At 64.3% G+C, this 25,322-nt stretch carries 23 protein-coding genes; 15 read left to right on the top strand and 8 right to left on the bottom strand.

The genetic code is table 11. From position 1 onward, the window contains the following. Nucleotides 1-34 precede the first annotated feature (34 nt). A complete protein-coding gene (locus tag RBT42_RS01555; RefSeq protein ID WP_320361946.1) occupies nucleotides 35-2,833 on the bottom strand; it encodes a cation-translocating P-type ATPase in 2,799 nt (932 codons plus the stop codon). A gap of 70 nt (nucleotides 2,834-2,903) precedes the next feature. Then, nucleotides 2,904-3,359: an Rrf2 family transcriptional regulator gene (locus tag RBT42_RS01550; protein ID WP_320361944.1), complete on the bottom strand. Its 456-nt coding sequence runs from the start codon at nucleotides 3,357-3,359 to the stop codon at nucleotides 2,904-2,906. A gap of 90 nt (nucleotides 3,360-3,449) precedes the next feature. On the opposite strand from RBT42_RS01550, the gene ytfE reads away from it, so the two are divergent. The 3 genes from ytfE to RBT42_RS01535 all read left to right on the top strand — a co-directional run bounded on the left by ytfE (nucleotide 3,450) and on the right by RBT42_RS01535 (nucleotide 5,978). Next, complete coding sequence (ytfE, locus tag RBT42_RS01545) at nucleotides 3,450-4,151, top strand: iron-sulfur cluster repair protein YtfE (RefSeq protein WP_320361943.1); 702 nt, start codon at nucleotides 3,450-3,452, stop codon at nucleotides 4,149-4,151. A 152-nt stretch (nucleotides 4,152-4,303) separates the two neighbouring features. Next, the gene (locus tag RBT42_RS01540) at nucleotides 4,304-4,951 is read left to right on the top strand and encodes a DUF47 domain-containing protein (RefSeq protein ID WP_320361942.1); all 648 of its coding nucleotides are present in this window, start codon (nucleotides 4,304-4,306) and stop codon (nucleotides 4,949-4,951) included. A 16-nt stretch (nucleotides 4,952-4,967) separates the two neighbouring features. Then, nucleotides 4,968-5,978: an inorganic phosphate transporter gene (locus tag RBT42_RS01535; RefSeq protein ID WP_320361940.1), complete on the top strand. Its 1,011-nt coding sequence runs from the start codon at nucleotides 4,968-4,970 to the stop codon at nucleotides 5,976-5,978. A 143-nt stretch (nucleotides 5,979-6,121) separates the two neighbouring features. On the opposite strand, the gene RBT42_RS01530 is transcribed toward RBT42_RS01535, so the two are convergent. Next, complete coding sequence (locus RBT42_RS01530; RefSeq protein WP_320361938.1) at nucleotides 6,122-7,699, bottom strand: anion permease; 1,578 nt, start codon at nucleotides 7,697-7,699, stop codon at nucleotides 6,122-6,124. 144 nt (nucleotides 7,700-7,843) lie between these two features. Here RBT42_RS01530 and RBT42_RS01525 point away from each other — a divergent pair, with 144 nt between their 5' ends. From RBT42_RS01525 to RBT42_RS01515, 3 genes are read left to right on the top strand one after another with little or no spacing between them, the layout of a single operon-like run. Next, nucleotides 7,844-8,497 carry a Spy/CpxP family protein refolding chaperone gene (locus RBT42_RS01525; RefSeq protein ID WP_320361935.1) on the top strand — a complete coding sequence of 218 codons (654 nt, stop codon included), beginning with the start codon at nucleotides 7,844-7,846 and terminating at the stop codon, nucleotides 8,495-8,497. Between the two features lie 43 nt (nucleotides 8,498-8,540). Further along, nucleotides 8,541-9,263 (top strand): response regulator transcription factor, encoded by a 723-nt coding sequence (locus RBT42_RS01520; RefSeq protein ID WP_320361933.1) that lies wholly within the window; start codon nucleotides 8,541-8,543, stop codon nucleotides 9,261-9,263. Continuing rightward, on the top strand, nucleotides 9,260-10,666 hold the full coding sequence (locus RBT42_RS01515) for a HAMP domain-containing sensor histidine kinase (protein WP_320361929.1): 1,407 nt from the start codon (nucleotides 9,260-9,262) through the stop codon (nucleotides 10,664-10,666). Before RBT42_RS01520 ends, RBT42_RS01515 begins: the two co-directional genes overlap by 4 nt. 19 nt (nucleotides 10,667-10,685) lie before the next feature. On the opposite strand, the gene RBT42_RS01510 is transcribed toward RBT42_RS01515, so the two are convergent. The 3 genes from RBT42_RS01510 to RBT42_RS01500 form a co-directional block, all read right to left on the bottom strand. Then, nucleotides 10,686-12,011, bottom strand: a complete 1,326-nt coding sequence (locus RBT42_RS01510) for a UDP-glucose/GDP-mannose dehydrogenase family protein (protein WP_320361927.1) — start codon at nucleotides 12,009-12,011, stop codon at nucleotides 10,686-10,688. A 72-nt stretch (nucleotides 12,012-12,083) separates the two neighbouring features. Further along, complete coding sequence (locus tag RBT42_RS01505) at nucleotides 12,084-13,100, bottom strand: NAD-dependent epimerase (RefSeq protein ID WP_320361925.1); 1,017 nt, start codon at nucleotides 13,098-13,100, stop codon at nucleotides 12,084-12,086. Nucleotides 13,101-13,115: 15 nt separating this feature from the next. Beyond that, entirely contained in the window at nucleotides 13,116-14,219 is a 1,104-nt protein-coding gene (locus RBT42_RS01500; RefSeq protein ID WP_413785828.1) for a sugar phosphate nucleotidyltransferase, read from the bottom strand. 182 nt (nucleotides 14,220-14,401) lie between these two features. Between RBT42_RS01500 and rfbB the strand changes: the two genes are divergently transcribed. From rfbB to RBT42_RS01460, 8 genes are read left to right on the top strand one after another with little or no spacing between them, the layout of a single operon-like run. After that, a complete protein-coding gene (gene rfbB, locus RBT42_RS01495; protein ID WP_320361923.1) occupies nucleotides 14,402-15,484 on the top strand; it encodes a dTDP-glucose 4,6-dehydratase in 1,083 nt (360 codons plus the stop codon). Further along, nucleotides 15,481-16,404, top strand: coding sequence for a dTDP-4-dehydrorhamnose reductase (gene rfbD / locus RBT42_RS01490; protein ID WP_320361922.1), 924 nt, complete (start codon nucleotides 15,481-15,483; stop codon nucleotides 16,402-16,404). Before rfbB ends, rfbD begins: the two co-directional genes overlap by 4 nt. 7 nt (nucleotides 16,405-16,411) lie before the next feature. Next, nucleotides 16,412-17,293 carry a glucose-1-phosphate thymidylyltransferase RfbA gene (rfbA, locus tag RBT42_RS01485; RefSeq protein ID WP_320361921.1) on the top strand — a complete coding sequence of 294 codons (882 nt, stop codon included), beginning with the start codon at nucleotides 16,412-16,414 and terminating at the stop codon, nucleotides 17,291-17,293. 6 nt (nucleotides 17,294-17,299) lie between these two features. Further along, nucleotides 17,300-17,863: a dTDP-4-dehydrorhamnose 3,5-epimerase gene (rfbC, locus tag RBT42_RS01480; RefSeq protein WP_320361920.1), complete on the top strand. Its 564-nt coding sequence runs from the start codon at nucleotides 17,300-17,302 to the stop codon at nucleotides 17,861-17,863. Nucleotides 17,864-17,899: 36 nt separating this feature from the next. Continuing rightward, nucleotides 17,900-18,883 carry a lysylphosphatidylglycerol synthase transmembrane domain-containing protein gene (locus tag RBT42_RS01475; RefSeq protein ID WP_320361919.1) on the top strand — a complete coding sequence of 328 codons (984 nt, stop codon included), beginning with the start codon at nucleotides 17,900-17,902 and terminating at the stop codon, nucleotides 18,881-18,883. Between the two features lie 3 nt (nucleotides 18,884-18,886). Further along, entirely contained in the window at nucleotides 18,887-20,305 is a 1,419-nt protein-coding gene (locus RBT42_RS01470) for a UbiA family prenyltransferase (protein ID WP_320361917.1), read from the top strand. A 7-nt stretch (nucleotides 20,306-20,312) separates the two neighbouring features. After that, complete coding sequence (locus tag RBT42_RS01465; RefSeq protein ID WP_320361915.1) at nucleotides 20,313-21,668, top strand: FAD-binding oxidoreductase; 1,356 nt, start codon at nucleotides 20,313-20,315, stop codon at nucleotides 21,666-21,668. Continuing rightward, nucleotides 21,665-22,402: an SDR family oxidoreductase gene (locus tag RBT42_RS01460; protein WP_320361914.1), complete on the top strand. Its 738-nt coding sequence runs from the start codon at nucleotides 21,665-21,667 to the stop codon at nucleotides 22,400-22,402. The genes RBT42_RS01465 and RBT42_RS01460 overlap by 4 nt, the downstream gene beginning before the upstream one ends. Before the next feature lie 21 nt (nucleotides 22,403-22,423). Here the strand turns inward: RBT42_RS01460 and fcl are convergent, their stop codons facing one another. Both fcl and RBT42_RS01450 read right to left on the bottom strand, forming a co-directional pair. Continuing rightward, a complete protein-coding gene (gene fcl, locus RBT42_RS01455) occupies nucleotides 22,424-23,353 on the bottom strand; it encodes a GDP-L-fucose synthase (RefSeq protein ID WP_320361912.1) in 930 nt (309 codons plus the stop codon). Between the two features lie 61 nt (nucleotides 23,354-23,414). Then, complete coding sequence (locus RBT42_RS01450; protein WP_320361911.1) at nucleotides 23,415-24,227, bottom strand: WecB/TagA/CpsF family glycosyltransferase; 813 nt, start codon at nucleotides 24,225-24,227, stop codon at nucleotides 23,415-23,417. A gap of 407 nt (nucleotides 24,228-24,634) precedes the next feature. Between RBT42_RS01450 and RBT42_RS01445 the strand changes: the two genes are divergently transcribed. After that, the coding region (locus RBT42_RS01445) for an archaeosortase/exosortase family protein (protein ID WP_320361909.1) at nucleotides 24,635-25,322 on the top strand (688 nt) is incomplete at its 3' end.

The raw sequence follows: 25,322 nt of genomic DNA, 5'->3' as shown, positions 1-25,322 counted from the left end.
GGCAACACGAGGCGTCGCTCCGCGCGGTGTCTCCTCAGTGGGTCGGACGAGTCCATCGTCCGACCCATTTTTTCATCTCGCTCACCCACAGGACGGCGCTTCCCATCGCGAGGCAGAACAGCCACTGGTCGAGGCTCAGCGGCACGGTCCCGAACGCGACATGCAGCACCGGCAGGTGCACCACCGCGATCTGCAACAGGGCGGACAGTCCCACTGCGCCCCAGAGCCAGGGGTTGACGCAGGCCTGGTGGAAGGCGCTGTGCGTGTCGGAACGGGCGTTGAAGGCGTTGAACAGCTGAGCCAACACCAGCACGGTGAAGGCGGCGGTGCGGGCCAGCTCCAGGCTATCGTGGCCTTCAATGAGGCCGCCAGGCAAATGCCAGTCCAGGGTCAGCAGGGTACACACGGCAATCACCAGGCCGTTGAGCATCACGTCCAGCCACATGCGCAGGTCGATCACCCTCTCGCTCAGGCGACGTGGGGGACGGGCCATCACATCGTCGGTGGGCGGGTCCATGCCCATCGCCAGTGCGGGGCCTGAGTCGGTGATGAGGTTGACCCACAGCAACTGGGTGGCGAGCAGGGGCAGGATCACGCCCTGGCCGTCGTTGAGCAGGCCCAGCCACTGGGCGGCGACCACGCCCAGGAACACCGTGAGCACCTCGCCCATGTTGGACGACAGCAGGTAGCGCAGGAACTTGCGGATGTTGTCGAAGATGGCGCGCCCCTCGCGCACGGCGTCGACGATGGTGGCGAAGTTGTCATCGGCCAGGATCATCTTGGCCGCTTCCTTGCTCACCTCGGTGCCGGTGATGCCCATCGCGATGCCGATGTCGGCGGCCTTGAGCGCCGGGGCGTCGTTGACGCCATCACCCGTCATCGCGACGATCTGTCCCTGCGCTTGCAAGGCATCGACGATGCGCAGCTTGTGTGCCGGGGCCACACGGGCAAAGACCGAGGTGGTGCGCACGGCTTCGGCCCAGCCGGCATCGTCCAGCGCATCGAGCTCAATGCCCGTGAGGGCGCGGGCGCCGGGTTCGACCAGGCCCAGATCGGTGGCGATGCGCTCGGCGGTGCGCGGGTGGTCGCCGGTGATCATGATGACCCGGATGCCGGCACGCCGCGCCTCCGCAATGGCTTCGCCGGCTTCCTCACGGGGCGGGTCGATGATGCCGGCGGTGCCCACGAAGATCAGCTGCTCTTCCAGTGCATGACCGGCTTGCAGATCCTCATCTGCGGCAATGGGGCGGTAGGCCACCGCCAGCGTACGCAGCGCCGCCTGGGAGAGCTCCTCGACCTGCGCCAGGGCCTGGGCGCGTCGCTCGGGCGTCAACGGCTCGATCGCCTTGCCCACGCGCAGGTGGGTGCAGCGCGCCAGCAGCACATCGGGCGCGCCCTTGCACACGAGTACGGGGGCGTTGCCCTGCTCCCGGTCACGGGCCAGCACGGACATCATCTTGCGGTCCGAGGTGAAGGGCACCTCGCTGATGCGCTCGAAGCGGGCATCTCGCTGCGCCTGTGCGCCCAGCTTGTGTTCGGCCACCAGGAAGGCCGCTTCGGTGGGGTCGCCCTGGATCTCCCACTCTCCGGTGGGCGTCTGGCGCAGGTCGGCGTTGCCGGCCAGGCTGCCCCCGCTGAGCAGGGCGATGTGCTCGCTGTGCACGTCGCCCTCGGTCAGTGCCTGACCCTGGTGCTGTACCTCGCCAGTGGGCGCATAGCCGACGCCTGTGACCTGGGTGTGGCCTGAGGCGGTCATGCCGCGCTGCAAGGTCATCTCCGAGCGGGTGAGGGTGCCAGTCTTGTCGGTGCAGATGACCGAGGCCGAACCCAGGGTCTCGACCGAGGAGAGGTGTTTGACGATGGCCTGGCGGCGCGCCATGCGCTGCACCCCGATGGCCAGCACCATGGACAAGATGGCGGGCAGGCCTTCGGGCACGGCGGCCACAGCCAGCGACACGCCCAGCATCATCACGGAGACCAGGGAGGCGACCGTGTGCACCTCGGTGACCAGCAGCACCGAGCCCACCACCAGGACGCAGATCATGATCACCGCCAGACCCAGCATCTGGCCGACCCGGCGGATCTCCTTTTGCAGCGGGGTCGCGTCCTGCCGGGTTTCGGCCAGCAGGTGAGCGATGGCGCCCATCTGCGTGGCCATGCCGGTGGCGGTGACAATGGCCAGACCCGTGCCTTGCGCCACGGCTGTGCCCTTGAAGACCATGTTGCGCTGATCGGCCACCGCTGCCGGGGCGACCAGGGTGGCGGCGTCTTTGAGCACCGCTTCGCTCTCGCCGGTGAGCGAGGCTTCCTGTACACGCAGCGCGGCGGCGCGCACCAGGCGCGCGTCGGCGCCCACGGCATCGCCCTCGCTCAGCACCAGCAGGTCGCCGCACACGAGGGTGGCGCTGGGCACCCGCGTCAGTTGGCCGTCGCGCATCACCGCCGAGGTGGCTTCGACCATGCGAGCCAGTGCCGCCGCCGCGTCGGCCGCCTTGGCCTCTTGCACATAGCCCAGGATGCCGTTGAGCACCACGATCACGGCGATGACCACGGCGTCCACCGGCCAGCCCACGCGGCCTTCGATGACCCAGGCGAGCAGGGTGACCACCACGGCGGCCATCAGCAGGTAGATGAGGGGGTCTTGAAACTGCTTGAGCAGGCGGCGCCACGCCGGGGGCGGGGGCGTGGTGCGCAACTGGTTGGGGCCGTCCTGCGACAGGCGACGGACCGCCTCCTGGGCACTCAGGCCACGGACAGGGTCGGTCTGCAGGGCATTGGCCACGGCATCAGCCGTTTGCAGGGGCGCGTTCAGGGAGGTGGGGCTGGCGGCCATGTGATCGTTTCTTCAGGGAGCAAGCGTACGGCATGCGCCTCAGGGCCGCACCATACCGCTGTCCTGTGACTCAGGCGCGTGGCGTGAACGAAATTACCTGTCCACCCAGCGGCGGCTGGCCAGGCGTCACCAGGTCGGCCAGCGTGACCCCGTCGAGCACCGCCAAGTACTGGGCCATCGCGTCTTTCAGCGTGCGCTTGAGCAGACACAGACCATCGAGCCGGCAGGTGTTCAGGCTCGCGTCAAAGCATTCCACCAGATTGAAGTCTGTTTCGGTCTGACGCACCACGGTGCCCAGCACGATCTGTTCGGCGGGCTTGAGCAGGCGCAGTCCGCCGCCGCGTCCGCGGGTCGTTTCCAGCCAGCCGTTGGCGGCCAGGGTCATCGCGATCTTGGTCAGGTGGCTGCGCGAAATCCCATGCGCCAGCGCGATCTCGCTGATCGTGGGCGGGGTGGGGCGGCTTTCGGTGGCGGCACAGTACATCAGTACCCGCAAGCTGTAGTCGGTCCACTGGGTCAATCGCATGACGTGAGTGTGGCACCACAAAAAGATTCACACAAGATGAATCTTCTGTGTTTAGAATATGCACACACGATGAACCTTTAAGGACTCCCCATGCACGCACCTCACACCCTGGCGCCCGCCACCCCCACCTCGGCCGACCTGGCCCATCAATCGCTGGGGGAGATCGCCGTGGCCCTGCCCGGCGCCACCGCCGTGTTCCGTCGCCTCAAGCTGGACTTCTGCTGCGGCGGTCAGGTGCGCCTGGCCGAGGCCTGTGCCGCCAAGGGCCTGGACGCCGATGCCTTGGTGAGCGAGCTGAAGGCCCTGGTGCGCGACGACGTGGCGCCGACCACCCCGGATCCCTCGGCTCTGGTCGACCACATCGTGTCGCGCTACCACGAGGTGCACCGCGCCCAGTTGCCTGAACTGATCCGCATGGCCCGCCGCGTCGAGGCCGTGCACCGCGACCACCCGCACGTGCCCGCCGGCCTGGCCGACCACCTCGAGCGCATGAACGAGGAGCTGTGCGAGCACATGGCCAAGGAAGAAGGGGTGCTGTTTCCCATGCTCAAGGCAGGTGGCCACCCCATGGTGGGGCAGCCCATTGCCATGATGCGCCACGAGCACGTCGACCACGGTGAGCACCTCGCCCGCCTGGTCGAGCTGACCGACGAACACGCGCCGCCTCAGGGCGCCTGCAACACCTGGCGTGCGCTGTTCGCCGGCACCGCTCAGCTGGCCGACGACCTCATCCAGCACATCCACCTGGAAAACAATGTGCTGTTCCCGGCGTTCGAAGGGGCGGCCCGCTGACGCTGAGGCTGACGGCGACGGATGGACCGGAGGGCGACAGAGTGCTCAACTTGTCGCCCTCCGGACCTTCTGGTTTTTGCGGGTGACAGGTAAAATGCGGGTACTCCCTTTGCATGTCAGGGTCATGACCGTGCAACACCCAAGAGAACACGATGATCTTTGGAAAACTGCTGCCCCGTGAGGGCAATTTTTTTGAGCTGTTCAACCAGCACGCTCAACACACGGTCACGGCTGCTCACGCCTTTGCCGAACTCGTCAAACACTACGCCGACCCGGCCTTGCGTGAACGCCACAACCGCGCTGTCGACGATGCCGAGGGGGCCGCTGACAAAGTGACGCTGGAAGTCAACCGCCTGCTGCACCAGACCTTCATCACCCCGATCGACCGTGAGCAGATCCACTCGCTGATCAACACGATGGACGACGTGGCCGACCTGCTGCAGGACGCCGCCGAGGCCATGGCGCTGTACGACATCCGCGCCATGACCGACCACATCGAGCGCCTGACCGACCTGTGCGTGCGCTGCGTCGAGCGCGTCAAGACCGCTGTGGGTTTGCTGCACCAGGTGGGCCAGCCAGTCTCGGCCGAGTCCGCCCTGAAGACCTGCGCCGAAATCGACCAGCTCGAAGGCGAGGCCGACAAGGTGCTGCACACCGCCATGAGCAAGCTCTTCCGTGAAGAGCCCGATGTGCGTGAAGTCATCAAGCTCAAAGCCATCTATGAACTGCTGGAGACCGTCACCGACAAGTGCGACGACGTGGCCAAGCTCGTCGAGGGCGTGATCCTCGAAAACTCCTGATCCGAGAGGCCTGACCATGGCAACCATGCAGGTGGCTCTCTGGGTCATCATCTTCCTGGTCGCGCTGGCGCTGGTGTTCGACTTCATGAACGGCTTCCACGACGCCGCGAACTCGATCGCCACCGTGGTCTCGACCGGCGTGCTCCGACCGGGGCAGGCGGTGGTCTTTGCCGCCTTCTTCAACTTCGTCGCCATCTTCGTCTTTCACCTCAGTGTGGCGGCGACCGTGGGCAAGGGGATTGCGGCCCCTGGCGTGGTGGACGTCTATGCGGTGTTTGGCGCCTTGTGCGGCGCCATCACCTGGAACGTCATCACCTGGTACTACGGCATCCCCAGCAGCTCCTCGCATGCCCTGATCGGTGGCATCGTGGGCGCCGTGCTGGCCAAGGCGGGCACCGGTGCTCTGATCACCACCGGCATCCTGCGCACCGTGGCCTTCATCTTCGTGTCGCCGCTGCTCGGTTTCGTGCTCGGCTCGCTGATGATGGTGGCCGTGGCCTGGATCTGCCGCCGCACCGCGCCGGCGCGGGTGGATCGCTGGTTCCGTCGCCTGCAACTGGTGTCGGCCGGGGCCTACAGCCTGGGTCACGGCGGCAACGATGCGCAAAAGACCATCGGCATCATCTGGATGCTGCTGCTGGCGACCGGGTATGCATCCACGGCGGACACGAGCCCGCCCACCTGGACCATCGTGGCCTGCTATGCCGCCATCGGCATCGGCACCATGTTGGGTGGTTGGCGCATCGTCAAGACCATGGGCCAGCGCATCACCAAGCTCAAGCCAGTGGGCGGCTTCTGTGCCGAAACAGGCGGCGCGTTGACGCTGTTCATCGCGACCGGTCTGGGCATCCCGGTGTCTACCACCCATACCATCACCGGCGCCATCGTCGGGGTGGGTTCGGTGCAGCGCGCCAGTGCAGTGCGCTGGGGGGTGGCCGGCAACATCGTCTGGGCTTGGGTGCTCACCATCCCGGCTTCGGGTCTGGTGGCGGCCTTGGCTTACGGCGTCAGTCGCATGCTGTTCTGATCCAGCGGGGCGGTATCCGCCCCGTCTCTGGCCCAGCGTGCGGGTGTCTGGTCCGCTACCGGGCTCACTCTCCCTGTCAACAAAAAGGCGCCCACCTCGTCAGAGGGGGCGCCTTTTCCATGGCGCGGGAAGCTCTCAGCGCTTCAGGGCTGTGCCACGGTCGCGATGAGCATATAGATGCCGGCGGCCATCAGGGCCGAGGCCGGCACGGTGATGATCCACGCGGCGGCAATCTTGAATACCGCCGAGCGTTTGACCAACTCATGGCGGTACACCTTGCGCATCTGCTTGCGCTCGGACTTCGTCAACTGAGCTTCGGCGGTCTTGGCCTTCAACTGCTCGAGCATGGTGCGCTTTTGCTTGATGTCGGCCTTCGCGAAGTCATTCAGGTAGCGCGACACCATTTCCTTGTCGTCCCCCGAGTGGTGGCTCTTGATCTCTTCGAGCATTTGCGAATAGTTCGTCTTGATGAACTCGCGCAGGAAGCCCACTCCGAACACCCCGCCTAGCGCAATGTGGGTCGAGCTCACCGGCAGTCCCATCTGTGAGGCGATGATCACCGTCACCGCGGCCGACATGGCGATGCTGAAGGCCCGCATCTGGTCCAGCTCGGTGATCTCTCCGCCCACCGTGCGGATCAGCTTGGGGCCGTACAGGGCCAGGCCCAGCGCAATGCCCAAGGCACCCACCATCATCACCCACAGCGGGATGCCGGCGCTGTCTGCCACCTGGTGGCTGCTGTTGAGGACGATGTCGGTGATGGCGGCCAGCGGCCCGATGGCATTGGCCACATCGTTGGCGCCGTGGGCGAAGCTCAGCAGGGCGGCCGCGCAGATCAGGGGCAGCGTGAACAGCGCGTTGATGCTGGCCTTGTCGTTGTTCAGGCTGGGCGCACGGCGGCGAATCGAGGCGCGCATCAGCGCCCAGGTCAGCACACCAATGGCCAGGCCCACCAGCGAGGCCGTCAGGAAGTCGGTCTTCCAGACCTTGTTGAGGCCCTTGAGGATCACGTAGGTCGAGAACGCGAAGGCCATCAGGCCGATCAGCAAGGGCACGGTGCGCTGCGCGGCGCCCACCATGTCGGCCTTGTAGGTGATGGCGCGCTTGATCCAGAGCAGGAAGCCGGCGGCCACCAAGCCGCCCAGCACGGGCGAGATCACCCAGCTGGCCACGATGCCGCTCATGGTGCCCCAGTTGGCCGCATCCAGCCCGCCCGCCATCACGCCTGCGCCCAACACCGCGCCCACGATGGAGTGGGTGGTGGACACCGGCGCACCGATGGCCGTCGCAAAGTTGAGCCACAGGGCCCCTGCCAGCAAGGCCGAGGTCATGACCCAGATGAAGCGGCTGCTGTCTGTGATGGCCTCGGGCTTGATGATGCCGCCACGGATGGTGGAGACCACATCGCCCCCCGCGATCAGGGCGCCGGCCACCTCGAAAACGGCCGCCAGGATGATGGCGCCCGTCATGGTGATGGAGCGCGAACCCACGGCCGGCCCGACGTTGTTGGCCACGTCGTTGGCGCCAATGTTCATGGCCATGTAGCCACCGATCATGGCGGCCATCACCAGCATGAGGCCCTGCGGCCCCTTGGCCCCGATGCCCAGCGCCGCATACAACATGACGCAGACCACGAAAATCAGGCCGAGGCCCAGGCGGAAGAACTCCTTGCGTCCGCTCTTGGTGGCTTTCTCGATTTCTGCAAAGTCTTTGAGTTGCATGGGGGAGGGGGATTGCTGTAAACCCTCTATTGTGACAAATCTATGGCAGCGGCGGTTCACACATCTTTACCCCTCACGCACACACAGTTCACGCCCCGGGCGCACCATGAACTCATTCCCCATCCTATTGAAGGAGTGATGACCATGACACACCGTACCCCCACCGCTCAGCTGTCTTCTCAACCCCTGCGTCGCCTGTGGAGCCTGGGCAGTGTGCTGCTCATCGGGGCTGCCGCTGCGGCCTTCAGTGTCACGGCGCTGGCGGGCGGTCACCGTGGCCACCATGGTGAGCACGGCCCTCAGGGCGCCCGTCATGGCGAGGCCTGTATGTACGAAGGGCACATGGGCCACCAGGGGGGCAAGCACATGATGGGCAGCGCCCGTCACCTCGACCGCCTGCTGGGAGATGCCAAGCTCACCGATGCCCAGCGCACTCAGATCCGTGACATCCAGAACAAGGCACATGCCGACCTGCAGGCCCTGCACACCCAGGATCGCGCGCCGATGGCACACGGCCTGTCGCTGCTGAGCGAAGCCAAGCCCGACGCCGCTGCGGCAGAAAAGGCCCGTCAGCAAATGCTGGCACGCCATGACAAGGCCAGCCAGCGCATGCTCCAGGCCCAGCTCGACATCGCCAATGTCTTGACCCCGGCCCAGCGCGCCCAGATCGCCACCACGCTGAAGGCCCGTCAGGAGCGCATGAAGGCGCGCCTGAGCGAGCGGGCGGAGCGCCGTGCGGCCCACCAGGCCGCGCGCAGCGCGTCACAGCCGGCTGCTGCGGCCTCGGCATCGCGCTGAGCTGTCCCGTCAGAGCAACCCGGAGCGCGCGACAATGGCAGACATGAGCAATGAGCACATCCTGTTGATCGACGACGACCTGCGCCTGAGCGCCATGGTGGGCGACTACCTGCGCGGTCATGGCTACGAGGTGTCCAATGCCCCCAGCCTGGCCGCCGGCCGGGAGTTGCTGGCCCGTCAGAGCTTTGGTGCGCTGGTGCTCGACCTCATGCTGCCCGATGGTGACGGGCTTGACCTCTGCAAGGAGTTGCGTGCCTCGCCGCGGCACCGGCATCTGCCTTTGCTGATGCTCAGTGCGCGCGGGGAGCCCACCGACCGCATCGTCGGCCTCGAAGTGGGGGCCGACGACTACCTGCCCAAGCCGTTCGAGCCGCGTGAACTGCTGGCCCGCATCCGTGCCTTGCTGCGCCGCGCCGGGCAGTCGTCTGACGACGGCGACGACGTGCTGCGCTACGGCCGACTCGAAGTCGACAATGGCCTGCGCCAGGCCCGCCTGGACGGCCAGTCCTGCGACCTGACGTCGTATCAGTTTGACCTGCTGCTCGTGCTGGCCCAGCATCCGGGCCGCGTCATGAGCCGCGACCAGATCATGGATGCGCTCAAGGGCCACCCGCTGGAAGCCTTCGACCGCTCCATCGACGTCCACATTTCGCGCATCCGAGCCGCCATCGAGGACGACCCCAAAGAGCCGCGCCGCATCCTCACCGTGCGTGGCGTAGGCTATGTCTTCGCCAAGAAGCAGGACGCCGACACCGGGGCCGCATGAAGACGCTGGCGCTGCGCATCTACCTGACCGTCGTCGCGGTCCTGCTGATCTTCGCGCTGATCACCGGCTGGCTGGCCCAGCACAACCTCGAGCACGAGCGCACCCTGGTCCAGAGCCAGTCGGCCTGGACCGAGCGCGCGGCTGCCTGGGGCGAGTTGCTGGAAAACAGCCTGCCGCCGGTCACCGCGCCCGAGGAACTGCAAGCCCAGGTCTTTCTCGACTGGGCAGAGCGTCTGCGCCTGCCAATGGCGCTGGAGTCGCCCGAGGGCGAGCGCATCGCCACTTCCACCTTGTTGCAAGAGCGCCTGCGTCTGGGTGGTGAGAACCGGCCGGTGCTGCACCGCGTTCAGCTCTCTGACGGGCGCAGCCTGTGGATGGCCAAGCGCCTCGCGCGTGGTCCGCGTCAGCATCCGGGAGCCAGCGCTTCCTTGCCGGCGGGGCTGGTGCCACCCGATATGACGCCCGTGCCCATTCAGCCCTGGCTGGAGCCCCTGTCGCCCATGTTGCCCCCCTGGTTGGCCCACGGTGCACCGGCCCTCATCCTGTCCTTGATTCTCTTGTTCGTCGCCGTGGCCGTGAGTGCCTGGCCGGTGGCCCACCACCTCACCCGACGCCTGCAGGCCTTGCGCCGGGGTGTGGAAGTGTTCGGCGCTGGGGAGCTGCATCACCGCGTTGCCGTGGAAGGCCGCGACGAGGTGGCGACCCTGGCGCGCAGTTTCAACGAAGCCGCCCAGCGCATCGAAGACCTGGTCACGTCCAACCGCAGCCTGCTGGCCAACGCCAGCCATGAGCTGCGCTCACCGCTGGCGCGGCTGAAAATGGCCGTGTCCATCATGGCTGACCTGCCACCTGAGCGTGCGGCCCAGATCAAGGATGAAATCCATCAGGACATCCGCGAGCTGGATGCGCTGGTGGAAGAAGTGCTGCTGGCCAGCCGCATCGACGCACGACAAACCATCGATCGCGGTCCGGTGGACCTGGTGGGGCTGATGGTGGAAGAGGCCAGCCGTGTGGGGGCGGAAGTCGATGTGGCCGAAGGCTTTCCGACCCAACCTTACATGGGGGATGATCGCCTGCTGCGCCGCGCGGCACGCAACCTGCTGGAGAACGCACGTCGTTACGGTGGGGCGGATGTTCAGGTGGAACTCAGCCACGACCCCGCCTACATCTTCCTTCGCGTGAAGGACCGGGGCCCCGGTGTGCCCGCCGATCAGCGCGAACGCATTTTCGAGCCCTTCTACCGTCTGCCAGGTCATGCCGAGCATGCCGGCGGCGTGGGCCTGGGGCTCAGCCTGGTGCGCCAGATTGCCGCCAAGCATGGCGGCCAGGCACGCTGCGAAGCCCGCGAGGGCGGGGGCAGCTGTTTCGTGATCCAGCTGCCCAAGACCCCTCCCGGGGTCTGAGCAGCCTGATACCGCAGGGTCAGCCCTTGCGGCCGATGCTCTCGTACACCAAGCCCGCCTTTTGCACGAGGCTGGGTTCGTACAGATTGCGACCGTCGAAGATGGTCGGGGTCTTGAGCGTGGCCTTGATGCGGTCGAAGTCCGGGCTGCGGAATTCCTTCCACTCGGTCACGATCACCAGGGCGTCGGCGCCGTCCAGAGCGGCCATCGGGTTCTCGGCGTAACGCAGGCTGGGCTCATCGCCGAAGATGCGACGGGCTTCGTCCATGGCCACCGGGTCGTAGGCCGTCACGGTGGCGCCGCGCTCGAACAGCTCGGTCAGCACCACGCGGCTGGTGGCTTCGCGCATGTCATCGGTGTTGGGCTTGAAAGCCAGGCCCCACAAGGCAAAGTGCTTGCCCTTGAGGTCTTCTCCAAAGCGGCGCGTCACCTTCTCGACCAGCACATGCTTTTGGCGGTCGTTGGCCGCTTCCACGGCCTTGAGCACCAGCAACTCCTGACCTTCGTCGCTGGCGGTCTTGATCAGCGCCTTGACGTCCTTGGGGAAGCAGCTGCCGCCATAGCCGCAACCGGCATACAGGAAGTGCGTGCCGATGCGGGGGTCGGAGCCGATGCCCACGCGTACCGCTTCGATGTCGGCGCCCATCTTCTCGGCCAGCAAGGCCAGCTCGTTCATGAAGCTGATGCGGGTGGCCAGCATGGCGTTGGCGGCGTACTTGGTCAGCTCGGCGCTGCGCACGTCCATCACCACCAGGCGTTCGTGGTTGCGCTGGAAGGGGGCGTACAGGGCACGCATCAGCAAAATGGCTTGCTCGTCGTCGGCGCCCACCACGATGCGGTCGGGGCGCATGAAGTCCTCCACCGCGGCGCCTTCTTTCAGGAACTCGGGGTTGGAGACCACGGCGAACTGGGCATCGCTGCCGCGCTTGGCCAGCTCGTCCGCCACGGCCGCACGCACCTTGTCGGCCGTGCCCACCGGCACCGTGCTCTTGTCGACGATGACCTTGTAGTCCGTCATCAGGCGGCCGATGTTGCGGGCCGCGGCCAGCACGTACTGCAGGTCGGCCGAGCCATCTTCATCGGGTGGGGTGCCCACGGCGATGAACTGGATGGTGCCGTGGGCCACCGCACGGGCCACATCGGTGGTGAAGTGCAGGCGACCCGCCTTCACATTGCGCGCCACCACTAGGTCCAGGCCCGGTTCGTGGATGGGGATGCCGCCGTTTTCCAGGATCTCGATCTTGCGCGGATCGACGTCCAGGCACAGCACGTCATTGCCCATTTCGGCCAGACAGGCCCCTGTGACCAGGCCGACATAACCGGTGCCAACAACGGAAACTTTCATGATGGGATGCTCTCTTGAATATGAATAGGGGGCGTCGAGCCGAGGCTGGGGCGTGGCGAATCAGGCGTGGTGTCAACCGTGGTACTGACGGTACCAAGCCACAAAGCGGCGCACGCCCTCGCTCAGGTCGACCTGAGGCTGCTGAGCGGTCCACTCGGCCAGGGCGCTGACATCGGCGTAGGTCGCGGCCACGTCACCGGGGGCCATGGGTTGCAGATCCTTCTGCGCCTGAACACCCAGGGCGTCTTCCAAGGTGCCGATGAAATCCAGCAGAGGCACCGGTTCGCTGCGCCCGATGTTGAACACCTTGTACGGCGCCCACGAACCAGCGGCCGAGGGTTCGGTGCGATTGAAGTCGGGGTCGGCCAGCGGCGGGCGGTCGAGCGTGGCCATCACACCGCGCACGATGTCGTCGATGTAGGTGAAGTCACGCTTCATGTGTCCGTGGTTGAACACCTTGATGGGCTCGCCCGCCAGGATGGCGCGGGTGAACAGCATCGGGGCCATGTCCGGGCGACCCCAGGGACCGTAGACCGTGAAAAAGCGCAGACCGGTGGTCGGCAGACCGTACAGATGGCTGTAAGTGTGCGCCATCAGTTCGTTGGCCTTCTTGGTGGCCGCATACAGGCTGACGGGGTGATCGACCGGGTCGGTCTCGGCAAACGGCATCTTGACATTGCCGCCGTACACGCTCGAGCTGCTGGCGTACACCAGGTGCGCGGTGGCGTGGTGGCGGCAGGCCTCCAGGATGTTCACGAAGCCCACCAGATTCGACTGGGCGTAGGCGTGCGGGTTGGTGAGCGAGTAGCGCACGCCGGCTTGCGCCGCCAGGTGCACGACGCCGTCGAAGCGCTCGCGGGTGAACAAGGCCTGCAGGGCCACGTTATCGGCCACATCCATGCGCTCAAAGCGCCAGCGTTCGGCCCCCGCCTGCTGTTGCAGATGGCTCAGCCGGTCCTGCTTGAGTTGCGGGCTGTAGTAATCATTGAGGTTGTCGATGCCGACGACCTCATCCCCCCGTGCCAACAAGGCCTGGGCCACGTGCATGCCGATGAAACCTGCGGCACCGGTGACAAGAAATTTGCGCATGGCCCGTATTGTCCGTCAGGCGCGGGCGTCTCCCCAGCGCAGGCTGGTGCTTTCGTCGCCCTGGTAGGTGGTGTGACCGTGTCGGTCCACACAATATTGGGATGAGGCCACCACCTCGTTGAACACCGTGCCTTCGTTGAGGCGGGTGTATTCGAACAGCACGCTGCGTACCACCTTGCTGCCCTGCCGCAGCAGGCTGCCATGCCCGATCCAGGCGGGGCCTTCGATGGTCACGCCCGGCTCGATGCGGGTGCTGGAGCCGATGTACACCGGTCCGGTGATGTGGACGCTGTCCCAGTCGATGCGGGTGTTCAGCCCCACCCAGACGCCGGGGCGGACCTCGGTGCCGGGCATGTGCATCTGGTTGACCTCACCGCGCAGCACCCGCTGGCACACGGCCCAATAGTCGCTCACCCGACCGATGTCGATCCAGTTGAAGAAGCGGTTTTGGGCGTAGAAGGGCAGGTGCTTCTCGACCAGCAGGGGGAAGAGTTGGCTGCCGATGTCGAATTCCCGACTAGGTGGCACTAGATCCAGCGCGCTGGGCTCGAAAATGTAGATGCCGGTGCTCGCCAAGCGCGAGCGCGCCTCAGAAGGCTTGGGCTTTTCCTGGAAGGACGTGATCCGGCCGTCGGGGTCGGCCACGACAATGCCGTAGTTCTGGACCTGGTCTTCGGGTACCTCCAGGGCCACGACGCTGGCCATCGCCTGCTTGGCGTGGTGCTCGGCCAAGGCGGCTTCGATGTCCAGGTCGATGATGGCGTCGCCGCACAGTACCAGGGTGGTTTCGTCAAAAAAGCCGCTGAAATCCTGGATGCGGCGCATGCCGCCGGCCGAACCCACGGGGCGGGGCACGATTTCGCCGTGTTCCCGCACGCCTTCGTAGGCGTAGCCGATCTGCACGCCCCAGCGGTGGCCGTCGCCAAAGTAGTTTTCGATCTTCCAGTGGTTGAAGGCCACGTTGATCATGATCTCCTTGATCCCGTGATGCGCCAGGTGCTCGATGATGTACTCGAGCACGGGCTTGCCCAGGATGGGCACCATCGGCTTGGGCGTCTGCTTGGTCAGAGGGCGCACCCGGGTTCCTTGCCCGGCTGCCAGGATCATTGCTTTGGCCATGTGGACTTCTTCACGCGTGTGGCGTTGCTGGTGTAGCCGTACATGATGCAGCAAATGAATTGAGGCGCAGTGACGATCGGGTGGCGAGTCCCCCGTTGGAGGGGCCCCGAGGCCGTCTACGTCACCGTGAAGAGGGGTGTCTCCTTGCATAATCTGCCCCATTTCTCGTTCCAGGACCCAGGATGATTCTCATCACAGGCGGCGCCGGCTTCATCGGCGGCAATTTCGTGCACCACTGGTTTGAGCGCTGTGCGCGCCTGGGCTTGCCCGAAGAGCCCGTGGTGGTCTTCGACAAGCTGACCTATGCGGGCAACCCCCATACCATCGGCGAGCATCTGCAGGCCGATCGTGCCACTCTGGTGCAGGCTGACATTGCCGACCGCGAGGCTGTGCGCCAGGCGCTGGCCACCCACCGTCCGCGCGCCATCCTGCACTTTGCGGCTGAAAGCCATGTGGACCGCTCCATCCACGGCCCGGGCGAGTTCATCCACACCAATATGGTGGGCACCTTCAGCCTGCTCGAAGAGGCGCGGGCCTACTGGGGTGGCCTAGAGGGGGCGGACAAGGAGGCCTTTCGCTTCCTGCACGTCTCCACCGACGAGGTCTACGGTTCGCTCAGCGACACCGATCCAGCCTTCAGCGAAACCACGCCCTACGCGCCCAACAGCCCATACTCGGCCAGCAAGGCCGGCAGCGACCACCTGGTGCGGGCCTACCATCACACCTACGGCTTCCCCACGCTGACGACCAACTGCAGTAACAACTACGGGCCGTACCACTTCCCGGAAAAACTCATCCCGCTGATGATCCTCAACGCGCTGGATGGCAAGCCGCTGCCGGTCTACGGCGACGGCCTCAACATCCGCGACTGGCTGTATGTGCGTGATCACTGCGAGGCGATCTGCCAGGTGCTGAAGAAGGGCCGCCTGGGCGAAACCTACAACGTCGGCGGTATCAACGAGATCAAGAACATCGACGTGGTGACCACCATCTGTCGCAAGCTCGACGCCCTGCGTCCGCGCGCCGATGGCCAGCCCTACGAGAGCCTGATCACCTATGTGAAGGATCGCCCGGGACACGACCGCCGCTATGCGATCGACCCGACCAAGATTCAGCGTGAGATTGGCTGGAAGCCGGCGGAGACCTTTGAGTCGGGCATCAACAAGACGGTGCAGTGGTTCCTCGATAACACGGCATGGGTCGACACCGTGCGCTCGGGTGCCTACCGCGACTGGATCGCCCGGAACTACGCGGAGCGCGCATGAACATCCTGCTGTTGGGCAAAGGCGGTCAGGTCGGCTGGGAGTTACAGCGCGCGCTGAGCACCCTGGGTGCCGTGACGGCCCTCGGCCACGACACGCCCGGCCCCGCCGCATGTCCGCACCTGCGGGCCGATTTCAGCCAGCCTGAGCAGGTGGCCGCCCTGGTGCGCGCCGTGCGCCCGGATGTCATCGTCAATGCGGCTGCCCACACTGCCGTGGACAAGGCCGAGAGCGAACCTGAACTGGCCCGTGCCCTCAACGCCACCACACCCGGCCTGATTGCCCGGGAAGCTGTCCGCTTGGGTGCACTGCTGGTGCACTACAGCACCGACTATGTGTTCGATGGCAGTGGCGACCAGCCTCGCAACGAGACGGCGCCCACGGGCCCCTTGAGCGTGTACGGTCAGACCAAGCTGCAAGGCGAGCAGGCCATCCAGGCCAGCGGCTGTCGGCACCTGATCTTCCGCACCAGCTGGGTCTATGCCGCACGTGGCGGCAACTTCGCCAAGACCATGCTGCGCCTGGCATCCGAGCGTGACCAGCTCAAAGTGATTGCCGACCAGATCGGTGCGCCCACCGGGGCCGATCTGTTGGCCGACGTCACGGCCCATGCGATCCGCACGGTGCAGTCGCAGCCGGCGCGCGTCGACCTGCTGGGTTTGTATCACCTGGTGGCCAGCGGTCATACGCACTGGCATGAGTACGCTCGCTTTGTCATCGAATGGGCGCGCAAGCACGGCTTGCCAGTCCGGGTGGCGCCAGACGCTGTCTTGCCCATCACCACGGCCGAGTATCCGATGCCGGCACAGCGCCCGCTCAACTCGCGCCTCGACACCGCCAAAGTCTGCCAAGCCTTCGGGTTGACCTTGCCGCCTTGGCAGCAGGGCGTCGAGCGCATGCTCATTGAAATTTCAGGGAAGTGATTCATCCATGAACCGCAAAGGCATCATCCTCGCGGGGGGCTCCGGCACCCGTCTGCACCCCGCCACCCTGGCCATCAGCAAGCAGTTGCTGCCGGTGTACGACAAGCCCATGGTGTACTACCCGCTCAGCACCCTGATGCTGGCCGGCATCCGCGACATCCTGCTCATCAGCACGCCGCAAGACACGCCGCGCTTCCAGGCGCTTTTTGGCGATGGAAGCCAGTGGGGGTTGAATCTGAGCTACTGCGTGCAGCCTAGCCCGGACGGCTTGGCGCAGGCCTTCATCCTGGGCAAGGACTTTGTCGGCAACCATCCCAGCGCGCTGGTACTGGGTGACAACATTTACTACGGTCACGACCTGCAAGGCCTGCTGCACAACGCCAACAGCCAGCCCTCGGGCGCCAGCGTCTTTGCGTACCACGTGCATGATCCCGAGCGCTACGGCGTGGTCGAGTTCGACGCCCAGCACCGCGCCCTGAGCATCGAAGAAAAGCCCAAAGCGCCCAAGAGCAACTACGCCGTCACCGGCCTGTACTTCTACGACCAGCAGGTGTGCGACATCGCAGCGAACATCCAGCCCAGCCCACGCGGCGAACTGGAGATCACCGACGTCAACGCCGTGTACCTGAAGCAGGGGCAGCTCAGCGTCGAGATCATGGGTCGTGGCTACGCCTGGCTTGACACCGGCACGCACGACAGTCTGCTCGAGGCTGGCCAGTTCATCGCCACGCTGGAAAAGCGCCAGGGCCTCAAGGTGGCATGCCTGGAAGAAATCGCCTACCGTTCGGGCTGGATCACGGCCGAGCAGGTCGAGAAGCTGGCCCAGCCCATGCTGAAGAGCGGCTACGGCCAGTACCTGCTGAAGGTCCTGCGCGACCAGGTTTTCTGAGACACCATGAAACTCATTCCCACTCGCATCCCTGACGTTGTCATCGTCGAGCCGGCCGTGTTCGGCGACGACCGTGGCTGGTTCATGGAAAGCTACCACCACGGCAAGTTCGTCTCAGCCTTGGCCGAGTTGGGCCTGCCCGCGCCGCGTCCCTTCGTTCAGGACAACCACTCCTGCAGCAAGGCGGGGGTGTTGCGTGGTCTGCACTATCAGTTGCCGCCCCACCCGCAAGGCAAGCTGGTACGCGTGACCCAGGGCGCCGCGTTTGACGTGGCCGTGGACATCCGCAAAGGCTTGCCCACTTATGGGCAGTGGGTGGGCGTCGAACTGTCGGCCGAGAACAAACGCCAACTGTGGATCCCCGAGGGTTTTGCACACGGCTTCGTCTCTCTGCAGGACGACACCCATTTCCTCTACAAGACCACTGACGTTTATGCCAAGGACTGCGAGCGTGCCATCGCGTGGAACGACCCGGACATTGGTATCGACTGGCCTTTGAAGGGACAGCAGCCTGAGTTGGCGCCCAAGGATGCCCAGGCACCCAGGTTGTGTGATGCTGAGACGTTCTGATGCGCGGGCGCACCTGATCTGCATGGATGTGCGCGCATGAGCACGCCAGTTTTGAACACGGACCTGCAACCGGCGACGGTGCCCTGGTGGCGCCGCCTCCTCGTTTACGGGGTGTTTGCCCTGTTCGCCGCCTGGTGCATCAAGGCCTTCCACCACGACATCGTGCAGATCGACCTGACGCCGCTGCGTGCGGGCTGGACAGCGGTCGCCATCGCGGCAGCGCTGTCCTTGCTCAACTACGTGCTGCGAGTCTGGCGTTGGCGGCTGTACCTGCAGCGGCTGGGGCACGATCTGCCCTGGGGCTTCGTGTCGCTGACCTTCATGGCAGGTTTTGCCTTCACCCTCTCTCCCGGCAAGCTGGGTGAGATGGTGCGGGCGCGTTACTACCTGCCGCGTGGCATTCCGGTGTCGGCCGTCAGTGGGGCCTTTTTTGTCGAGCGTTTGTTGGACCTGGCCGTGATGATTTTGCTGGCCGTCGCCGTGCTGGCCGAGTTGCAGGCCTACCGCGTGTTCCTGTGGGTGGCCGTGGGCCTCGTGGGGGCGCTGCTGATGGGCGTGGCACTGGTGCCTTGGACCCACGTGGCCGCGCAGTTGATGGCGGTGCACCAAGGCAAGCTGGTCACCGCCTTGCGCCCTCTGGTGAACATGCTGGTCAGCGCCCGTCAGTTTCTGGCGCCTGGTTTGCTGCTGGCTGGCCTGTCGATGGGTCTGGTCGCCTGGGGTGCCGAGGCGGTGGGTCTCAAGCTGGTGGCCGACGTGGTGGCACCGATAGAGCTTTCCATTCCGGCAGCGATGGGCATTTATGCGATTGCCATCATCGTGGGCGCCCTGTCTTTTTTGCCAGGTGGGTTGGGCAGCACCGAGGCCGTGATGGCCGCTTTGCTGTTTGCCCACGGCTACACCATGCCTCAGGCTATCCTCCTGACCCTGGTATGCCGTTTGTTGACCCTGTGGCTGGCCGTGGTGATCGGCTGGCTGTGCGTCTGGGTCCTGCGAGGCCAGACCTCTTCGAATGTGTGAAACATGACCCAAGCTGTGCCTCTGTGCGTGGACCTCGATGGATCGTTGATCCACAGTGATCTGCTGCTGGAATCTTTCCTGTTGCTCATCAAGCAGAACCCGCTGTACGTGTTCATCGCACCGCTGTGGTTGCTGCGAGGCAAAGCCCACCTCAAGGCCCAGATTGCTCGCCGGGTCACCTTGAACGGGGCTGCGTTGCCCTATACCCAACCGTTTGTGGCATGGCTGCGTGCGCAGAAAGCAGCGGGCCGTCCGCTGTGGTTGTGCACCGCCTCGGATGCACGTCTGGCGCAGGCGGTGGCCGATCACCTGGGCATTTTCGATGGCGTGCTCGCCAGCAACGGGCGCACCAACTTGTCAGGACAGAACAAGGCGGCCGAGTTGGTGGCGCGGTTCGGTGAACGCGCCTTCGATTACTGTGGCAACCACCGGGTCGATGTACCCATTTGGGCGAAGGCGCGCTCGGCCATCGTGGTCAATGCGCCCGAGCCTGTCCGTCTGGCCGCATCGCAGGTGGCCGTGGTCAGCCACGTGGTGCCCGCACCGACGGTCGGCGTCAAGGTGGTGCTGAAGGCCTTGCGTGTGCACCAATGGGCCAAGAATGCCCTGATCTTCGTGCCTATGTTGGCCTCGCATCAGATGACCATGGCCACGCTTGGGGCGAGCTTCCTGGCCTTCATCGCGTTCAGCCTGTGTGCGTCCTCGGTGTACCTGCTCAACGACATGCTGGACCTGGAGGCCGACCGCCAGCACCACAGCAAATGCCATCGCCCCTTCGCGGCAGGGCAGTTGAGTTTGTTGTTTGGTCTCACCGTGGCGCCCTTGCTGTTGCTGGTGGCCTTGCTTTTGTCGCTGCCCTTGCCTGTGACCTTCCTGGGCGTCTTGGGTGGCTATTACGTGGCCACGCTGGCCTACTCGTTTGGCATCAAGAAAATCGTGATGGTGGACGTGCTGGCGCTGGCCGGGCTGTACACCATCCGCATCGTTGCTGGCTCGGCCGCAGCCGGGATCCCGCTGTCGTTCTGGCTCCTGATTTTTGCGATTTTCATTTTCCTGAGCCTGGCCATCGTCAAGCGCTATGCCGAACTGCATGCGATGCGCGAACAAGGCAAGCTGACGGCGCAGGGCAGGGGGTATCAGGTGGAAGACCTGAACCTCTTGCAGAGCCTGGGCGCCTCATCGGGTTACCTCAGCATTCTGGTGCTGGCGCTTTATCTGAATTCGCCTGACGTGGCGCAGATGTACCGTCATCCCAAGTTCGCATGGTTGCTGGTGCCCATCATGCTGTACTGGATCAGTCGCATCTGGATGCAGACCTACCGGGGGCGCATGCATGACGACCCGCTGGTCTATGCACTCAAGGACCGGGTCAGCTTGCTGACCGGGGTGGCAGCAGCCATTGCGCTGTACCTGGCGGTGTGACATCGGCATGAGCCCGGTCATTCCTGCGCGCGTGTTCACCTCCTGGGGGCGGGTGCAGCGTGTCGCGCACACGGCTTTGGGGCTGCCCAGTCGCCATTTGGCCTTGCCTTTGCCTGAGGATGACGCCTCGGTGCTGCCTTTCGGGAATGGCCGCAGCTACGGTGACAGCAATCTCAATCCGGGTGGGGCCTTGTTGCTGGCCGGGCAACTGGACCACTTCATCGACTTCGATCCGCGGACCGGCTTGCTGCGCTGCGAGGCGGGGGTGCTCCTGTCCACCATCTTGCGCCTGGTGGTGCCTCAGGGCTGGTTCTTGCCCGTTACGCCCGGCACCCAGTTCGTGACCGTGGGCGGCGCCATCGCCAACGATGTGCATGGCAAGAATCACCATGTGGCAGGGTCCTTTGGCAACCATGTCACGCAATTGGAGTTGTTGCGCTCCGATGGCACGCGTCGGGTGTGCTCTCCCACGCAGCACGCTGACTGGTTTGCGGCCACAGTGGGTGGCTTGGGGCTGACAGGCTTGATCACCTGGGCCGAAATCCAGCTGCGTCGGGTGGTCAATCCTTACATGGACACAGAAACCATCCGGTTCGACAGCCCCGAGGCCTTCTTCGAGTTGAGCCAGGCTTCCGAGCGTGACCATGAGTACACCGTGGCCTGGATCGACTGCGCCTTCACTGGCAAGCGACTGGGACGCGGGCTGTTCAGTCGGGCTAACCATGCGCCGGCGGCCATGGACCTGTCAGTGTTGCCACCGTCCTTGCCCAGTGGCGTTGGCGAGTCGAGTCGACGTGTGCCGTTCACGCCGCCGATCTCCCTGATCAACACGCTGTCGCTCAAGGCCTTCAACACCTTGTACTTCCACAAACAGCGGGCCGAGGTGGTGCGTGTGGCGCAGCATTACCGGCCGTTCTTCTACCCGCTGGATGCCTTGCTGGAGTGGAACCGCATTTACGGCCCACCAGGCTTTCACCAGTACCAGTGTGTGATTCCGCCCGATGACGCCTTGGCGGTCACGCGACGCCTGCTGTACACCATCGCGCACAGCGGGCAAGGCTCTTTCCTGGCGGTCCTCAAGCAGTTTGGCGCACCGCCGTCGCGCGGCATGCTCTCTTTTCCCCAACCCGGCACCACGCTGGCCTTGGACTTCCCCAATGTGGGGCCACGCCTGCATCGCCTGTTCGAAGAGCTGGACCGCATTGTGCTGGCGGCGGGTGGGCGGCTGTACGCCGCCAAGGACGGCCGCATGGGCGCTGCCTTGTTCCAGGCGGGCTACCCGCGCTGGCGTGAATTTGCAAATTATGTGGACCCCCGCTTCAGCTCCGGCTTGTGGCGGCGCGTCTCGGAGACTCCTGCATGAGAAAGATCCTGATCGTTGGCGCCACCTCGGGCATGGCCGAAGCCTGCGCGCGCCTCTGGGCCCAGCGTGGCGACCACCTTTTCCTGGCTGCGCGCAACCCCAGCCAGCTGCAGTCGGTGTGCGACGATCTGCGCGCCCGGGGGGCTGGCCGCTTGGGCCGGCGCGTGTTTGATGCGAACGATTTGTCTGCCCACGCTGCCTTACTCGCCGAGGCGACCGAGACCTTGGGGGGGCTGGACACCGTGTTGATCGCACACGGTACCCTGTCTGATCAGGAGCGGGCGCAACAGGATGTGGCCTATGCGCTGCAGGAAATCCAGACCAATGGCACGTCCGTCGTGTCGCTGATGAGCTTGGCCGGAGAGCAGTTTGCACAGCAAGGCCACGGTGCCATCGCCGTGATCTCGTCGGTGGCCGGAGACCGGGGGCGGCAGAGCAACTACGTCTACGGCAGCGCCAAGGCCTTGGTGAGTGCATTCGCCTCGGGCATGCGCCAGCGTCTGTCCAAGCAGGGTGTGCACGTCATCACCATCAAGCCCGGCTTTGTGAGCACGCCCATGACCGCACATTTGAAGCAGGGCGCACTGTGGGCCCAACCCGAGCAGGTTGCCAAGGACATCACGCGGGCCATCGATCAAGGTCAGCGTGTGGTGTACACGCCTGGCTTCTGGCGCTGGATCATGTTGATCATCTGGCACATTCCCGAGTTTGTGTTTGTGAAGCTCAAACTCTGAGCCATCTCGGGTGCATTGGCATCAGGCGTGGCGCTGCAGGAAATCCTGGTACGCCATCCGGATGCCATCTTCGAGCGTGGTCGTGGCCTCCCACCCGAGTTGCGTCAGGCGTGAAACGTTCATCAACTTGCGCGGCGTGCCGTCTGGCTTGCTTGTGTCGAAGCTCAGGGTTCCTGTGAAACCCAGCACACGTGTCACGGTTTCGGCCAACTCCCGGATGGTCACGTCCGTGCCTGTGCCGATGTTCACCAGCGGGCCGCTGTAGCCTTGCTCCATGAGAAACACGCAGGCATCGGCCAGATCGTCTGCGTACAGAAACTCGCGCATGGGGTTGCCGGTCCCCCAGACCACCAGTTCCCGGTCGCCACGCACCTTGGCTTCGTGCGTTTTGCGGATCAAAGCCGGCAGCACGTGGCTGTTGTTCAGGTCGTAGTTGTCATTGACGCCGTACAGGTTGGTGGGCATCACGCTGATGTAGTCGCGGCCGTACTGTGCGTTGTAGGCCTCGCACATCTTGATGCCCGCGATCTTGGCGATCGCATACGGCTCATTGGTGGGCTCAAGCGGCCCGGTCAGCAAGACATCCTCGCTCATGGGCTGAGGGGCCATTTTCGGGTAGATGCAACTGGAGCCGAGGAACATCAGTTTCTGAATGCCAGCTAGATGGGCGCCGTGTATCAGGTTGGCCTCGATCATCAGGTTCTGATAGATGAAGTCGGCGCGGTACACATTGTTGGCCTGGATGCCGCCGACCTTGGCTGCCGCGATGAACAGGTAATCGGGTCTCTCTGAACGCAGAAAATCATGAACCGCTTGCTGGCTCAGCAAATCGAGCTCTTGTCGTGTTCGGGTGATTACATTCTGATAGCCCGCCCGCTGTAGTCGGCGCACGATGGCGGAGCCCACCATGCCACGGTGTCCGGCGACGAAGATTTTGGCGTTCTGATCCATGATGTGTTGAGGCGAGGAGGGCGGGAATTTGGGTTGAAGATGGGGCGTGCGGTCAGCCCTCTCACTGGCGGCTATCAGGGTTCAGTTTGCCGCGCTCAAACAGCATCGCTTTGAGGGTGCGATACACAAACACCGTGTTGGTGACGGCGTATCGCTTGGCCAGACGACGAGGCTCACTGCACAAGCGATGAAACCACTCCAGCCCCATTTTTTGCATCCAGACGGGGGCGCGTTGGATGGTCCCCGCGTGATAGTCGAATGCAGCACCCACGCCCAGCATCACTGCATTGATTTTGCCGCGATGCTGCGCCATCCAGATCTCTTGCTTGGGGCAGCCCAAGCCGACGAAGAGGACGTGCGCACCTGATTGGTTGATTTGATCGATGTAGGACTGGTCTTCGGCGGGTGTCAGCTCACGAAAAGGGGGGGAGACCATGCCGACCACACTCAGCCGTGGGAACGAGTGGCTGATACGTTCCTTGAGCTTCATGAGCGTGTTCTCACTGCTGCCGTAGAAAAACACCGACTGTCCCAGCTTCTCTGCGGATTCCAGGTAGCGCCATGTCAAATCGGGGCCATTGATCCGTTGCTGTGTTGGGTGGCCACGGTGCCGCAGCACCCACGCAACTGGCGCACCATCGGGCAGGGCCAGATCAGCTTGTGCCACCACTCGCTTGAACACCGGATCTTGGCTGGCAGTCACGACCGAGTGCACATTGCAAAGGGTGACATAGCGAGACTGGTGTTGTCGCCCCCATTCGATGATGCGTGTCAGAGCATCGTCCCAACTCGTCGCGTCTATGTGAGAGTCCAGAACAAGAGTGCCTTGCCGACCGGTGGCGTCATGAGTGTGGGAGGTGGTGTGTGTCGGCATGTGTGCGTGGTCAAGAGGCGATCTTCAGGTGGGGCTGTGGGCGGCGGATTGCCTCAGGCCGCTCCTTGCTGAGGATTCAAGCCGTGGCCCCTCAGGCTCGAAATGATTTTAGGAGTGAAGGGCCTGCGTCACGCTCCGGGAATGTCACTGAATGAAGTTCATGCTTGCGGAGAGGTTATGCGGATGCACCAGGTATGTTGCTTTGTATTTGTTGATTTTGCGTTTCGTGTCAGGGTGTTAACCCGCAAATGTTGCGTCAATGACGCCCTCGATTCGCGTAACCATTTGGTTGCGGGGGGGTAAGGTGTCAGTCTCGGTGATAACCATGGGGTCTGCGGGCTCGTTGGCTCATATCTCTTGTGGTGCTTGTGCGCTGAGGATACGAACCCGTTTTCAGGGGGGTATGGATGTCCCGTGGTGCAGGAACTTCTGCCCACTTATCGGTCACATTACGCTCTGTACATTTCATTTTCACCCGTCTGTCCATGGCTGCTCCCCCTACGTCTGCGCGCGAATCCGGATCAACAGGTCTGGCTGTCGAGGTGACCTATCCCGTGCACGCACTGTTGTGTCTTCTTCTGGGCATTGCTGTGATGTACGTGCCGACCTTCATGCGTCTGGCAGAAACGGTCTGGGCCACGGATGAACAAGGTCATGGACCCTTGATCTTGGCGGCTTGCTCCTGGTTGTTGTGGGATATGCGCGCCAGTTTGTTTGGCGCGCAAGCACGTCCTGCACCGGTGGTCGGCTTTCTGTTGTTGATGGTGGCAGTGCTCACATACGTCGTGGGGCGTTCGCAGCAGGTCATCGAATTGGAGGCCGGATCGTTGCTTCTGACGCTGCCGGCTTGCATGCTTTTGGTCGTCGGCGTGGCAGGTGTTCGTCGTGCCTGGTTTCCGCTGGCGTTTCTGTTCTTCATGGTGCCCCTGCCGGGGGTGCTGGTGCAGGCCATGACCATGCCCCTCAAGAGCGCGGTGTCGGTGGTGGCTGAGCAGATGATGTACTGGGCGGGTTACCCCATTGCACGCACTGGCGTGACCCTGACTGTGGGCCAATACCAGTTGTTGGTGGCCGATGCCTGCTCAGGCTTGAACT

Origin of the sequence: Aquabacterium sp. (genome assembly GCF_034003525.1) — a bacterium.
Taxonomy (GTDB): Bacteria; Pseudomonadota; Gammaproteobacteria; order Burkholderiales; family Burkholderiaceae_C; genus Aquabacterium.
Note: the sequence above shows the minus strand (reverse complement) of the source record. Positions and strands in the feature narration are given on the sequence as shown.

What these genes read in the sequence shown, in the direction of transcription:
- RBT42_RS01555 (WP_320361946.1), bottom strand. Translation starts at nt 2,833, where the DNA reads ATGGCCGCCAGCCCCACCTCCCTGAACGCGCCCCTGCAAACGGCTGAT.
- RBT42_RS01550 (WP_320361944.1), bottom strand. Translation starts at nt 3,359, where the DNA reads ATGCGATTGACCCAGTGGACCGACTACAGCTTGCGGGTACTGATGTAC.
- ytfE (WP_320361943.1), top strand. Translation starts at nt 3,450, where the DNA reads ATGCACGCACCTCACACCCTGGCGCCCGCCACCCCCACCTCGGCCGAC.
- RBT42_RS01540 (WP_320361942.1), top strand. Translation starts at nt 4,304, where the DNA reads ATGATCTTTGGAAAACTGCTGCCCCGTGAGGGCAATTTTTTTGAGCTG.
- RBT42_RS01535 (WP_320361940.1), top strand. Translation starts at nt 4,968, where the DNA reads ATGGCAACCATGCAGGTGGCTCTCTGGGTCATCATCTTCCTGGTCGCG.
- RBT42_RS01530 (WP_320361938.1), bottom strand. Translation starts at nt 7,699, where the DNA reads ATGCAACTCAAAGACTTTGCAGAAATCGAGAAAGCCACCAAGAGCGGA.
- RBT42_RS01525 (WP_320361935.1), top strand. Translation starts at nt 7,844, where the DNA reads ATGACACACCGTACCCCCACCGCTCAGCTGTCTTCTCAACCCCTGCGT.
- RBT42_RS01520 (WP_320361933.1), top strand. Translation starts at nt 8,541, where the DNA reads ATGAGCAATGAGCACATCCTGTTGATCGACGACGACCTGCGCCTGAGC.
- RBT42_RS01515 (WP_320361929.1), top strand. Translation starts at nt 9,260, where the DNA reads ATGAAGACGCTGGCGCTGCGCATCTACCTGACCGTCGTCGCGGTCCTG.
- RBT42_RS01510 (WP_320361927.1), bottom strand. Translation starts at nt 12,011, where the DNA reads ATGAAAGTTTCCGTTGTTGGCACCGGTTATGTCGGCCTGGTCACAGGG.
- RBT42_RS01505 (WP_320361925.1), bottom strand. Translation starts at nt 13,100, where the DNA reads ATGCGCAAATTTCTTGTCACCGGTGCCGCAGGTTTCATCGGCATGCAC.
- RBT42_RS01500 (WP_413785828.1), bottom strand. Translation starts at nt 14,219, where the DNA reads ATGGCCAAAGCAATGATCCTGGCAGCCGGGCAAGGAACCCGGGTGCGC.
- rfbB (WP_320361923.1), top strand. Translation starts at nt 14,402, where the DNA reads ATGATTCTCATCACAGGCGGCGCCGGCTTCATCGGCGGCAATTTCGTG.
- rfbD (WP_320361922.1), top strand. Translation starts at nt 15,481, where the DNA reads ATGAACATCCTGCTGTTGGGCAAAGGCGGTCAGGTCGGCTGGGAGTTA.
- rfbA (WP_320361921.1), top strand. Translation starts at nt 16,412, where the DNA reads ATGAACCGCAAAGGCATCATCCTCGCGGGGGGCTCCGGCACCCGTCTG.
- rfbC (WP_320361920.1), top strand. Translation starts at nt 17,300, where the DNA reads ATGAAACTCATTCCCACTCGCATCCCTGACGTTGTCATCGTCGAGCCG.
- RBT42_RS01475 (WP_320361919.1), top strand. Translation starts at nt 17,900, where the DNA reads ATGAGCACGCCAGTTTTGAACACGGACCTGCAACCGGCGACGGTGCCC.
- RBT42_RS01470 (WP_320361917.1), top strand. Translation starts at nt 18,887, where the DNA reads ATGACCCAAGCTGTGCCTCTGTGCGTGGACCTCGATGGATCGTTGATC.
- RBT42_RS01465 (WP_320361915.1), top strand. Translation starts at nt 20,313, where the DNA reads ATGAGCCCGGTCATTCCTGCGCGCGTGTTCACCTCCTGGGGGCGGGTG.
- RBT42_RS01460 (WP_320361914.1), top strand. Translation starts at nt 21,665, where the DNA reads ATGAGAAAGATCCTGATCGTTGGCGCCACCTCGGGCATGGCCGAAGCC.
- fcl (WP_320361912.1), bottom strand. Translation starts at nt 23,353, where the DNA reads ATGGATCAGAACGCCAAAATCTTCGTCGCCGGACACCGTGGCATGGTG.
- RBT42_RS01450 (WP_320361911.1), bottom strand. Translation starts at nt 24,227, where the DNA reads ATGCCGACACACACCACCTCCCACACTCATGACGCCACCGGTCGGCAA.